Below are 12,556 nucleotides of genomic sequence, written 5' to 3'. Positions count from 1 at the left end.
CGCTATGTAAAGCCAAGAGTTAGCCATGCACGACATCACTTTGCTGCAACTGATCGAAGACGACATCGCTCCGACCCAGGAACTGCTCGACCTGCTCCAGCAGGAGTCGATGGCCCTGCACAGTCGCGACATGGCGCCGCTGGAGGGCATTCTGGCCCGCAAGCAGTCGCTGATCGTCCTGCTCGAGCAGCAAGGCATGCGCCGCAACAACCTGCTCACCAGCCTTGGCCTCAGCGCCAACCGCGCCGGGGTGCAGGCATTGGCGGCGCAGTCGGACAACGGCGAGCTGATCCTGCAGCAGCTGGATGTACTGAACCAGTTGATGAATGACTGCCAGAGGGTCAACGAGACCAATGGCCGGATCATCCAGGTACAACAACACGTCACGGCCAACCAGATCAGAATCCTCCAGGGCGGTGAAGCACCGTCGCTCTATGACAGCCGTGGCACCACTTCTCCACTTGCCAAGCCCCGGGCGCTCAGCCAAGTGTGATTACTTCTATCAAGGCACAGAACATACTGGCAAAATGCCGTTACTTGCGTGTGTCGTTTTTGCCTGGAGATTGAAAACCCGTGTTCAATGAAACCGATGCCCCGCAACCGCCGAAGGTGCTGAACACGCCCTTGGAGATCGCGGCCAACCTGCGCCAGCTGCAAGACAGCCATGATCCGCTGATCATCACCTTCCATGAGCGCAGCCAGCGGTTCCAGAGCTATGTGGTGCATGTGGACCGTGACAGCAATGTCCTGGCGCTGGACGAAATGATCCCGCGCGATGGCGAAAAATTCATCGAGAACGGCGAACCGTTCCGCGTCGAAGGCTTCCATGACGGCGTGCGCATCGCCTGGGAATGCAACCACGAACTGAAGATCAGCGAAGTCGACGGCCACCGCTGCTACCGTGGCGCGATGCCCGAAGAGATGACCTACCACCAGCGCCGCAATGCCTTCCGCGCCGCGCTGAAGCTGTCGCAACTGGTCGACATCATTCTTGACGGCGGCTACCTCAAGGGTAACGGCGCCCTGCGCGGCAAGCTGCTGGACATCTCCGCCACCGGCTGCAAGCTGCGTTTTGAAGGTAATGTCGAGGACCGCCTGCAACTGGGCCAGGTGTACGATCGCTTCAAGGCCAGCAACCCGCTGGGCCTGGTCGATACCATGGTCGAGCTGCGCCACCTGCACTATGAAGAGCGGATCAACACCACCTTCGCCGGTGTGCGTTTTCATAACCTCAATGGCCAGGCACAACGCAAGATCGAGAGTTTTGTCTACCAGCTGCAGCGTGAAGCGCGGCGGTTCGACAAGGACGACTACTGAGTCGGCCATTGAATGCATAACGCCACCCATCGGGTGGCGTTGTTGTTTGTGCAGCCTAGTTCCTGGAAACCTCTACCGACTCTGCCGCCGTTGATTCAGCTTGCGGCTCGGCCTTCTGATCATCCTCGGTATCCTCAGCCGCCACCGGCGCCTGCATGACCTCCTGCACGGTCTGCTCATCCACCCGCGGGTCAAGCGCCGCCGACAATGGCGAACCGGCGGCCGGCATGGCCACGTGCCCCAACGGTGCATCCTGCACCTGGTGCAGCCCGGTAACCGCCTTCGGCCGGATACGCCACACCAGCACCAGAGCAAAGAACGCAAAGAACGCATAGAGCATCTGTGCGCCCAACACCTTCATCAGCACCCCCGCCGCCAACGGCCCGATACAGGCGCCCACGCCATAGGTGACCAGCAGCATGGCGGTCAGTGACACCCGCCGCTCGCTCTCTACGTGGTCATTGGAAAACGCCACCGCCAGCGGGTAGAGGCAGAACTGCAGCAGCGAAATCACGAAGCCGATCCCGAACAGCACCTCCAGCGGCACACTTGGCAGGATCGCCAGTGGCGCCGAAGCCAGCGCCAGACCTATCGCAACGCTGCGGATCAGCACCGCCCGGTCGTAGCGGTCGGACAACCAGCCCAATGGCCACTGCACCAGCAGCCCGGCAAAGATGCAACAGCCCATGAACAGACCGATCTGCTCGGTCGACATGCCCTGGCTGGAGGCGTACAGCGGCGCCAGGCCGTAGAACGAACCGACGATCAAGCCTGAACCCAGCACCGTGCTGAGCGACTGCGGTACCCGCTTGATGAAGAACTTCGGCTCCATGGGTGCCGGGCGCAGAGGCGCCGGGTGGATGCGCCGGGTCATCGCCACCGGCACCAGGCACAGGGCGAAGCACATGGCCACCAGCATCAGCAGTTCCGGACCCAGTTGCGGATGCACTACCAGAATCAGTTGGCCGAGTACCAGGCCAAGGTAGGACGCGATCATGTAGCCACTGAACACCGCCCCCCGATACTTTGCCTCGGCCTGTTCGTTGAGCCAGCTCTCGATGACCATGTACTGGCACATCATGCCCAGGCCGACGATCATCCGTAACCCGACCCATACGGGCAGCCAACTGGTCATGCCATGCCCCAGCACAGCCGCGCAGACAATGCCGGCGCACGTGGCGTAGGCCCGGATGTGCCCGACCCGACCGATCAGCCGGTGGCCGATCTTGCCGCCCACCGCCAGGCCGAAATAGTTGGCTGCCATCAGGGCACCCACCCAGAGACTGTCCACATGATCGGCCGCCAGGCGCAGCGCCAGATAGGTACTGAGCAGGCCCGAGCCGATCAACATCATCAAGGCGGCGAAATACAACGACTGAAAGGGCTTCCAGATGTTTCGCATACGTCCCGTCGAACTCCCAGGTCAGGTGGCGTTGGCTTGCTGGCAAGCATAAAAGCAAAATGGCCACGGCGCAGTCCCCTGCCAGACAAATAGCCGGACAGGGGCGCGTCCAGTGCCGATTGTGTCGCGATCAGGCCTGTGCGGCCAGCACGCGGCGCTCCCAGGGGGTGATTTCGTTGAAGAAGTCCGTCAGTTCCAGGGTCTTGCTGGCCAGGTAGCCATCGATGAACTCGCTGCCGAACAGTTCCCGCGCCAAGGCGCTGCGCTTGAGGCGTTCGAGGGCCGCATGCAAGGTGCACGGCAGGCTCAGGTGTTCCGGCACCTCGAATTCGCCCTGGATCGCCGGAGCGGGCTGCAGGCGCTGCGCGATACCGTGCAGGCCGGCGGCCAGGCTGGCAGCGATGGCCAGGTAAGGGTTGGCGTCGGCACCCGGCAGGCGGTTCTCGACCCGCCGCGCCACCGGGGCACTGGCCGGAATGCGCAGGCCGGCCGCGCGGTTGTCCTCGGACCAGCAGGCATTGTTCGGTGAGGCGTAAGGGTGGCACAGGCGCTGGTAGGAGTTGACGTTGGGTGCGAACAGCGCGGTGAAGTCGGCCATGCACGCCTGCTGGCCACCGATGAAGTGGTAGAAGGTGTCGGTCGGCTGACCTTGTTCATCGCTGAACACGTTGCGCCCGCTGGCGATGTCCACCAGGCTCTGGTGAATGTGCATGGAGCTGCCCGGGGTGTGCGCCAACGGCTTGGCCATGCACACCACGCTCAGGCCATGTTTGAGCGCCACTTCCTTGAGCAGGTGCTTGAACAGGAAGGTCTGGTCGGCCAGCAGCAGCGGGTCGCCGTGCAATAGATTGATCTCGAACTGGCTCACGCCCATTTCGTGCATGAAGGTGTCACGCGGCAGGCCCAAGGCTGCCATGCACTGGTAGACCTCCTGGAAGAACGGGCGCAGGCCATTGTTGGAACTGACACTGAATGCCGAATGGCCAAGCTCGCGGCGGCCATCCTTGCCAACGGGGGGCAGGAAGGGTTGCTGCGGGTCGGTGTTGGGGGCAAAAACGAAGAACTCCAGCTCTGTGGCCACCACCGGCGCCAGGCCAAGGGCAGCGTAGCGGGCGATCACGGCCTTGAGCTGCCCCCGCGTGGACAGCCCCGAAGGCCGCCCATCGAGCTCGTTGGCGTCACAGATGGCCAGCGCCAGGCCCTCCTCGCTCCACGGCAGGCGGTGGACCTGCGCGGGTTCCGCGACCAGCGCCAGGTCACCGTCGTCACTGCCGTAGAAACGCGCCGGCGGGTAGCCGCCCATGATGCATTGCAGCAACACCCCTCGGGCCATCTGCAGGCGGCGGCCTTCGAGGAAGCCTTCGGCGGTCATCACCTTGCCGCGCGGGACGCCGTTGAGGTCGGGGGTGACGCATTCGATCTGGTCGATGCCCTGGAGGAGCTCGGCCAGCGAGCGATGGGCGGCGGTGGTCATGACGCTTGTCCTTGTTGTTATAGGCTGACAACAACATAGGCTTGGGGTGTTTAAAATATCAAGCACCCTCGTTTTTGCCTGTGCCGGCCTCTTCGCGGGTAAAAACTATTCGCGCAAGGTCATGCCGTTGGCAGGCAACGGCAACGCGGTCTTGTACCTCACCTGCTTGAGGGCAAAGCTTGACCGAATGTTGGCCACCCCCGGCAACCGCGTCAGGTAATCGAGGAACCGCTCCAGCGCCTGGATGCTCGGCAACAGCACCCGCAACAGGTAATCCGGGTCACCGGTCATCAGGTAGCACTCCATCACCTCAGGCCGCTCGGCGATCTCCTCCTCGAAGCGGTGCAGCGCCTGCTCGACCTGCTTCTCCAGGCTGACATGGATGAACACATTCACATCCAGCCCCAGCACCTGCGGCGACAGCAAGGTCACCTGCTGACGGATCACGCCCAACTCCTCCATGGCCTTGACCCGGTTGAAGCAAGGCGTCGGCGACAGGTTTACCGACCTCGCCAGTTCCGCATTGGTGATGCGGGCGTTGTCCTGGAGGCTATTGAGAATGCCGATATCGGTACGATCGAGCTTGCGCATGAGACAAATTCACCGGTTTTTTGTGTTTATCCGGAATGTTTATCTCCCCCGTCAGACAAAGGCAATCAACTTGAGAGAAAAATTCTCCTGCCCTCCCACTAAGATGTAGATGACGCTGACCTACCAGTCACAAGCCGGTACTCAGCGGCGGCCGCTTCAGAGCTCACAAAAACAACATCCGAGCGAGCGTAAAAAGCATGAACGAGTACGCCCCCCTGCGTTTGCATGTGCCCGAGCCCACCGGCCGGCCAGGCTGCCAGACCGATTTTTCCTACCTGCGCCTGAACGACGCAGGGCAAGTCCGTAAACCCCCGATCGATGTCGACGCTGCCGACACCGCCGACCTGTCCTACAGCCTGGTCCGCGTGCTCGACGAGCAAGGCAACGCCCAAGGCCCATGGGCCGAGGACATCGACCCGCAGATCCTCCGCCAAGGCATGCGCGCGATGCTCAAGACGCGCATCTTCGACAGCCGCATGGTGGTTGCCCAGCGCCAGAAGAAAATGTCCTTCTACATGCAGAGCCTGGGCGAGGAAGCCATCGGCAGCGCCCAGGCGCTGGCGCTCAACCGCACTGACATGTGCTTCCCCACCTATCGCCAGCAGAGCATCCTGATGGCCCGCGACGTATCGCTGGTCGAGATGATCTGCCAGCTGCTGTCCAACGAGCGCGACCCGCTCAAGGGCCGCCAGCTGCCGATTATGTATTCGGTGCGCGAAGCTGGTTTCTTCACCATCAGTGGCAACCTGGCGACCCAGTTCGTGCAGGCGGTCGGCTGGGCCATGGCCTCGGCGATCAAGGGCGATACCAAGATCGCCTCGGCCTGGATCGGTGACGGTGCCACCGCCGAGTCGGACTTCCACACCGCCCTCACCTTCGCCCACGTCTACCGCGCCCCGGTGATCCTCAACGTGGTCAACAACCAGTGGGCAATCTCCACCTTCCAGGCCATCGCCGGTGGTGAGCAGACCACCTTCGCCGGCCGTGGCGTGGGTTGCGGCATCGCCTCGTTGCGGGTCGATGGCAACGACTTCGTCGCCGTGTACGCCGCCTCGCGCTGGGCCGCCAAACGCGCCCGTCGCGGCCTGGGCCCCTCGCTGATCGAATGGGTCACCTACCGCGCCGGCCCGCACTCGACTTCGGACGACCCGTCCAAGTACCGCCCGGCCGATGACTGGAGCCACTTCCCGCTCGGTGACCCGATCGCCCGCCTGAAGCAGCACCTGATCAAGATCGGCCACTGGTCCGAGGAAGAACACCAGGCCACTACCGCCGAGTTCGAGGCCGCGGTCATCGCCGCGCAGAAGGAAGCGGAACAGTACGGCACCCTGGCCAACGGCCACATCCCGAGCGCGGCCTCGATGTTCGAGGACGTGTACAAGGAAATGCCTGACCACCTGCGCCGTCAGCGCCAGGAACTGGGGGTCTGAGATGAACGATCACAACAACAGCATCAACCCGGAAACCGCCATGGCCACCAGCACACTGACCATGATCCAGGCCCTGCGCTCGGCCATGGATGTCATGCTCGAGCGCGACGAGAATGTGGTGATCTACGGCCAGGACGTCGGTTACTTCGGCGGCGTGTTCCGTTGCACCGAGGGCCTGCAGACCAAGTACGGCAAGTCGCGGGTGTTCGACGCCCCGATCTCGGAAAGCGGCATCGTCGGCACCGCCGTGGGCATGGGTGCCTACGGCCTGCGCCCGGTGGTGGAAATCCAGTTCGCCGACTACTTCTACCCGGCCTCCGACCAGATCGTCTCGGAAATGGCCCGCCTGCGCTATCGCTCGGCCGGCGAGTTCATCGCCCCGCTGACCCTGCGCATGCCCTGCGGCGGCGGCATCTACGGCGGCCAGACCCACAGCCAGAGCCCGGAGGCGATGTTCACCCAGGTCTGCGGCCTGCGCACGGTGATGCCGTCCAACCCGTATGACGCCAAGGGCCTGCTGATCGCCTCGATCGAATGCGACGACCCGGTGATCTTCCTTGAGCCCAAGCGCCTGTACAACGGCCCGTTCGACGGCCACCACGACCGCCCTGTCACGCCTTGGTCGAAACACCCGCAAAGCGCCGTGCCGGACGGTTACTACACCGTGCCGCTGGACAAGGCCGCGATCACCCGCCCGGGCAACGATGTCACCGTGCTGACCTACGGCACCACGGTCTACGTGGCCCAGGTGGCCGCCGAAGAGAGCGGTGTCGACGCCGAAGTGATCGACCTGCGCAGCCTCTGGCCGCTGGACCTGGAGACCATCGTCGCCTCGGTGAAAAAGACCGGCCGCTGCGTGGTCGTGCATGAAGCCACCCGCACCTGCGGCTTCGGCGCCGAACTGGTGGCGCTGGTGCAGGAGCACTGTTTCCATCACCTCGAAGCGCCGATAGAGCGCGTCACCGGCTGGGACACCCCCTACCCCCACGCGCAGGAATGGGCTTACTTCCCAGGCCCTTCGCGGGTAGGCGCGGCATTGAAACGGGTCATGGAGGTCTGAATGGGCACGCACGTCATCAAGATGCCGGACATTGGCGAAGGCATCGCGCAGGTCGAGTTGGTGGAATGGTTCGTCAAGGTCGGCGACGTGATCGCCGAGGACCAGGTGGTGGCCGATGTCATGACCGACAAGGCCACCGTGGAAATCCCTTCGCCGGTCAGCGGCAAGGTACTGGCCCTGGGTGGCCAGCCAGGTGAAGTGATGGCGGTCGGCAGCGAGCTGATCCGCATCGAAGTCGAAGGCAGCGGCAACCACGTGGATGTGCCACAGGCCAAACCCGTGGAAGCACACAGCGCGCCCGTCGCGCCCAAGCCCGAAGCGCCAGCGCCACAGCCGGTGGCCTACCAGGCCCCCGAGCAGCACGCCGAAGCCCCGATCGTGCCGCGCCAGCCGGGCGACAAGCCGCTGGCCTCGCCGGCGGTGCGCAAGCGTGCCCTGGATGCCGGTATCGAGCTGCGCTACGTGCATGGCAGCGGCCCGGCCGGGCGCATCCTGCATGAAGACCTCGACGCCTTCATGAGCAAGCCGCACAGCCCTGCCGGCCAGGTGCCGAGTGGCTATGCCAAGCGCACCGACAGCGAGCAGGTGCAGGTGATCGGCCTGCGCCGCAAGATCGCCCAGCGCATGCAGGACGCCAAGCGCCGGGTGGCGCACTTCAGCTACGTGGAAGAGATCGACGTCACCGCCGTGGAGGCCCTGCGCCAGCAGCTCAATGCCAAGCACGGCAACACGCGTGGCAAGTTGACCCTGCTGCCGTTCCTGGTCCGCGCCCTGGTCGTGGCCTTGCGCGACTTCCCGCAGATCAACGCCACCTACGACGACGAAGCCCAGGTCATCACCCGCCACGGCGCGATACACGTGGGCATCGCCACCCAGGGTGACAACGGCCTGATGGTGCCGGTGCTGCGCCATGCCGAGGCCGCCAGCCTGTGGGCCAATGCCAGCGAGATCGCGCGCTTGGCCAATGCCGCACGGACCAACAAGGCCAGCCGTGAAGAACTGAGCGGCTCGACCATCACCCTGACCAGCCTCGGCGCCTTGGGTGGCATCGTCAGCACCCCGGTGGTCAACACCCCGGAAGTGGCGATCGTCGGCGTCAACCGCATCGTCGAGCGGCCGGTGGTGATCGACGGCCAGATCGTCGTGCGCAAGATGATGAACCTGTCCAGCTCGTTCGACCACCGGGTGGTCGATGGCATGGATGCCGCGCAGTTCATCCAGGCCGTGCGTGGCCTGCTTGAACAACCTGCCTGCCTGTTCCTGGAGTGAGCATGTCCCAGACCATCGACACCACCCTGCTGATCATCGGCGGCGGCCCCGGCGGCTACGTCGCCGCCATCCGCGCCGGGCAACTGGGCATCCCCACCGTGCTGGTCGAAGGCCAGGCGCTGGGCGGCACCTGCCTGAACATCGGCTGCATCCCGTCCAAGGCGCTGATCCATGTGGCCGAACAGTTCCACCAGACCGCACGCTTCGCCGGGCAGTCGCCACTGGGCATCAGCGTCGACACCCCGCGCCTGGACATCGGCCAGAGCGTGGCCTGGAAGGACGGCATCGTCGACCGCCTGACCACCGGCGTTGGCGCCTTGCTGAAGAAGCACGGGGTCAAGGTCATCCACGGCTGGGCGAAGGTCCTCGACGGCAAACAGGTCGAGGTCGACGGCCAGCGCATCCAGTGCGAACACCTGCTGCTGGCCACCGGCTCGAACAGCGTCGAACTGCCGATGCTGCCGCTCGGCGGGCCGATCATTTCCTCCACCGAAGCCCTGGCGCCCAAGGCCCTGCCCAAGCACCTGGTAGTGGTGGGCGGCGGTTACATCGGCCTGGAACTGGGCATCGCCTACCGCAAGCTGGGTGCGCAGGTCAGCGTGGTGGAAGCGCGCGAGCGCATTCTGCCGACCTATGACAGCGAACTGACCGCGCCCGTGGCCGAATCGCTGAAGAAGCTGGGCATCGCCCTGCACCTGGGCCACAGCGTTGAAGGCTACGAGAACGGCTGCCTGCTGGCCAACGATGGCCAGGGTGGGCAGCTGCGCCTGGAAGCCGACCGGGTGCTGGTGGCCGTGGGCCGCCGGCCTCGCACCACCGGCTTCAACCTGGAATGCCTGGACCTGAAGATGAACGGCGCCGCCATTGCCATTGACGAGCGCTGCCAGACCAGCATGCGCAATGTCTGGGCCATCGGTGATGTGGCGGGCGAACCGATGCTTGCCCACCGCGCCATGGCGCAGGGCGAGATGGTGGCCGAAATCATCGCTGGCAAGAGCCGACGCTTCGAACCCGCGGCGATTGCCGCCGTGTGCTTCACCGACCCGGAGGTCGTGGTGGCAGGCAAGACGCCGGAGCAAGCCAGCCAGCAAGGGCTGGACTGCATCGTCGCGCAGTTCCCGTTCGCCGCCAATGGCCGGGCCATGAGCCTGGAATCGAAAAGCGGTTTCGTGCGGGTGGTGGCGCGGCGGGACAACCACCTGATCGTGGGCTGGCAGGCGGTGGGCGTGGCGGTATCGGAACTGTCCACGGCGTTTGCCCAGTCGCTGGAGATGGGCGCACGGCTGGAAGATGTGGCGGGCACCATCCACGCTCACCCAACGCTGGGCGAGGCGGTGCAGGAGGCGGCACTGCGCGCGCTGGGCCACGCACTGCATATCTGACACTGAAGCGGCCAAGGCCGATTTGACCCGCTGCGCCCCAGGCGCCGCGGGTCTTTTTTCGTTCGGTGCTATGCCACGTCAGACGCGGAAGTAACCCACCGACGAATCGAACGGCAGGCGCTTGAGCTCGACCTTGTTCAGGTCCAGCACGTCACGCAGCGCCTGGGTCTCGCCCGGGAAGTTGCGGTAGGCCACTTCGTCCAGCACCACGATCGCACCCTTGGGCATGTATGGCAGGAAGGTTTCCAGCGCCACCTTGGTCGATTTGTACAGGTCGGTGTCGAGAATCAGCATCGCCACCACCAGGTCCGGACGGGTCTTGACGAAGGCCGGTACGGTTTCCAGGATATCGCCCTTGACGATCTCGCAGCGCGGGATGCGGTTGACCGGACGGATCAGGTCGTTGGCATCGATCATGTCCTGGATCAGCGTCTCGTCGGTGTCGGAGAACATGCTTTCGTTGATGTCGGCTGGGTCCTGCTCGGCATCGATGCTGGCAAAGCCGCCGAAGGTATCGAAACCGATGATCGAACGGTTGATCGCATAAGGCTCGAGAATCATCGACAGCTGCATGTACAGCATCAACGAGTTGCCTTTGTACACACCGCACTCGACGATGGCGCCGGGAATGTCCTGGACCATCTTGAACAGTTCGATGCGCGACAGCGCAGCGGTCACGGCGATACGGTTGGCGAACAGGAACGGTGCATCAGCCACGTATTGGGCATCGACACGGCTCAGCACGCTGGCGCGCTTTTCGTTGTACTCGACCTCGGCAGCGGTCAGACGACGCTTGGTCATGGGTTAACTCCCTGGAATTGCGAAAAGTCGCTGGCATTGAAAAAGTCTTTGAAGCCGGCCTCTGCGTCCGAACAACCGTTGTCGACGTTCGGCGCGCCGCGCTTGTGCAGCAAGTCTTGCAGGTGGATCAGGCGGAAGTCCACGCTGAAGCGCACCTTGTCGGTAAAGTTGGCCACGGTGCCGTGCAGGTGGGCACCGGAGAAGATCAGCATCTCGCCACTGTTGGCCGCCACGCGCAGCTCGGCGCTGGTGTCGATGTCTTCCAGCGGCACCGGGTGCACCCGGGTCTCCTCGGTGATGTTCTGCGAGGCCTTGTGCCGCTGCACGTTGATCCAGTCGTTCAGGCTCCACTGGGCCGAACTGTTCTGCACCGGCCGCTCGAAATACGCCGGGTTGATCATCATGGTCTGTTCCGGCTCGATGCTGTACACCGGCATCCAGGTGTTCACCTGGCTTTCGACGCTGCCATACCAGGTATCACGGTGCGGTTTGTAGGCATAGCTCACGCCCGCATGCAGGTAGTCGTAGTTCGGTACCACGCGCACCCGCGGCACGTCGAAGATGTAGTCTTTCGGGTCGGCGCCGATCTCGCGGATGAAATCGCGGATCAGTGCCTTGGCCTCCGGGCCATTGGTGAACTGGCGCTTGAGCGCGGTGACGCGCTCGACGAAGGTCTCCACCGGCATCATCTTGTGCAGCGACTGGTGCTCGGTTTCGCCTTCGAATGCGGCGGTGATGCTCTGCCGGGCCAGGGCGCACAGTTGATGTGCGTTGCCAAGGCCGGTCTCGAGGAAGATGTCGCCCTTGAACAGCGCGCCCCGGTAGTCCGGCTTGTTTTTCACCTGGTTGACATAAAGATTCATACTTGCCCCTTCAGAACTCGTTCAGCCCCATGCGACTTGGTGATCGGCATGCCGGCAGGAAACTTTAAAGCCCGCGCGTACCGACGATCAGAATCCCTCGCCTGCAACGGCATACACGTCACGCACCTGCTCCACGCTGGGGAAGTTTTCGGTGATCAGGCCGCGCTGCATGCTCTTCTGCTGGGTGAACGGGTACTCGCGTTCGATGAACGTCGGTTCGCTGGCATTTTCATAGCGCCCGCTGATGGAAATCCGCAGTCGATCATCGCCTTCGCGAGAAGACCGATGAATGGTGAAGTTCGACATCAAGCAAACGCCACCCTTGCCGACACAGACAGGAACGAAGTCATCTTCCTTGAAGTGCTTTTGGTCGACCCGCAGCACATGCTGTTGCTGGTCGCCGCTAAGCAGGCCCAGCAGATGACTGCCGGGCATCACTTCCATGGTGAACAACTGCGGATCGATGTCCATGAACGGGATCCAGGTGGTGATGGTGTCCAGGCTGCCCTGCACCGAGGTCCAGTCCTGGTGCACGTCGAAGCCCTGGTAGCCCCCCGGGATCACCAGCTTCTTCGACATCAGGTGCAATACAGGAGTGGTCTGGAACAACGGGGTGACAATACCCAGGTCGGCAGCCGCGTCGCGCAGGCGCTCGGCGGTCATCAACCGGTAGACACCATACAGTTTGGAGCACATGCGCAGCGTTGCCAGGTAGAGCGCGACATTCGCGCCCAGCAATGCGGCCATGTTGCAGTGCAGGGCTTCGACGAGCGGGCCATCGGCGACAGGCAGCGCCAGGCGCTCAAGCTGCTGGGCGAAGGCCAGGTTGAAGTGGGCAAGGGTTTCATCCAGATGCAGCGGGTCGAAAATATCCTCGGCGACCAGGTAACCCTGCTCCCGGTAAAAGCGGATTTGATTTCGGTCAAGAATTTTTCCCATCGGCCCGGTGCCCTTTTTAGTTACGCCA

General features: G+C 63.5%; 12 protein-coding genes. 6 read left to right on the top strand and 6 right to left on the bottom strand.

Going from position 1 to position 12,556, the window contains the following annotated elements:
- The first annotated feature begins 25 nt into the window (after positions 1-25).
- Entirely contained in the window at positions 26-493 is a 468-nt protein-coding gene (locus ABE528_RS04050; RefSeq protein ID WP_152958809.1) for a flagellar protein FlgN, read from the top strand.
- A gap of 80 nt (positions 494-573) precedes the next feature.
- Positions 574-1,317 (top strand): flagellar regulator YcgR PilZN domain-containing protein, encoded by a 744-nt coding sequence (locus ABE528_RS04045; protein WP_346652288.1) that lies wholly within the window; start codon positions 574-576, stop codon positions 1,315-1,317.
- A 55-nt stretch (positions 1,318-1,372) separates the two neighbouring features.
- Here the strand turns inward: ABE528_RS04045 and ABE528_RS04040 are convergent, their stop codons facing one another.
- From ABE528_RS04040 to bkdR, 3 genes are all read right to left on the bottom strand, one after another.
- Positions 1,373-2,719 (bottom strand): MFS transporter, encoded by a 1,347-nt coding sequence (locus tag ABE528_RS04040; RefSeq protein WP_346652287.1) that lies wholly within the window; start codon positions 2,717-2,719, stop codon positions 1,373-1,375.
- A 130-nt stretch (positions 2,720-2,849) separates the two neighbouring features.
- The gene (locus ABE528_RS04035) at positions 2,850-4,091 is read right to left on the bottom strand and encodes a glutamine synthetase family protein (protein WP_346652360.1); all 1,242 of its coding nucleotides are present in this window, start codon (positions 4,089-4,091) and stop codon (positions 2,850-2,852) included.
- Positions 4,092-4,298: 207 nt separating this feature from the next.
- Positions 4,299-4,784, bottom strand: coding sequence for a Bkd operon transcriptional regulator BkdR (gene bkdR / locus ABE528_RS04030; protein ID WP_060476959.1), 486 nt, complete (start codon positions 4,782-4,784; stop codon positions 4,299-4,301).
- A 197-nt stretch (positions 4,785-4,981) separates the two neighbouring features.
- Between bkdR and ABE528_RS04025 the strand changes: the two genes are divergently transcribed.
- From ABE528_RS04025 to lpdA, 4 genes are read left to right on the top strand one after another with little or no spacing between them, the layout of a single operon-like run.
- Positions 4,982-6,214 carry a 3-methyl-2-oxobutanoate dehydrogenase (2-methylpropanoyl-transferring) subunit alpha gene (locus ABE528_RS04025; RefSeq protein WP_346652286.1) on the top strand — a complete coding sequence of 411 codons (1,233 nt, stop codon included), beginning with the start codon at positions 4,982-4,984 and terminating at the stop codon, positions 6,212-6,214.
- A 1-nt stretch (position 6,215) separates the two neighbouring features.
- A complete protein-coding gene (locus ABE528_RS04020) occupies positions 6,216-7,274 on the top strand; it encodes an alpha-ketoacid dehydrogenase subunit beta (RefSeq protein WP_152958806.1) in 1,059 nt (352 codons plus the stop codon).
- Complete coding sequence (locus ABE528_RS04015) at positions 7,275-8,543, top strand: dihydrolipoamide acetyltransferase family protein (protein WP_346652285.1); 1,269 nt, start codon at positions 7,275-7,277, stop codon at positions 8,541-8,543.
- Between the two features lie 2 nt (positions 8,544-8,545).
- Complete coding sequence (gene lpdA, locus ABE528_RS04010) at positions 8,546-9,925, top strand: dihydrolipoyl dehydrogenase (RefSeq protein WP_346652284.1); 1,380 nt, start codon at positions 8,546-8,548, stop codon at positions 9,923-9,925.
- Between the two features lie 78 nt (positions 9,926-10,003).
- Here lpdA and ABE528_RS04005 read toward each other — a convergent pair whose 3' ends face one another.
- The 3 genes from ABE528_RS04005 to ABE528_RS03995 form a co-directional block, all read right to left on the bottom strand.
- Positions 10,004-10,726: a TylF/MycF/NovP-related O-methyltransferase gene (locus ABE528_RS04005; protein ID WP_152958803.1), complete on the bottom strand. Its 723-nt coding sequence runs from the start codon at positions 10,724-10,726 to the stop codon at positions 10,004-10,006.
- Positions 10,723-11,589: a hypothetical protein gene (locus ABE528_RS04000; RefSeq protein ID WP_346652283.1), complete on the bottom strand. Its 867-nt coding sequence runs from the start codon at positions 11,587-11,589 to the stop codon at positions 10,723-10,725. The genes ABE528_RS04005 and ABE528_RS04000 overlap by 4 nt, the downstream gene beginning before the upstream one ends.
- Before the next feature lie 87 nt (positions 11,590-11,676).
- A complete protein-coding gene (locus ABE528_RS03995; protein WP_346652282.1) occupies positions 11,677-12,528 on the bottom strand; it encodes a phytanoyl-CoA dioxygenase family protein in 852 nt (283 codons plus the stop codon).
- Positions 12,529-12,556 lie beyond the last annotated feature (28 nt).

The organism is Pseudomonas sp. TWI628 (genome assembly GCF_039673865.1).
Lineage (GTDB): Bacteria > Pseudomonadota > Gammaproteobacteria > Pseudomonadales > Pseudomonadaceae > Aquipseudomonas.
This window is presented reverse-complemented; position numbering and strand designations above follow the sequence as displayed.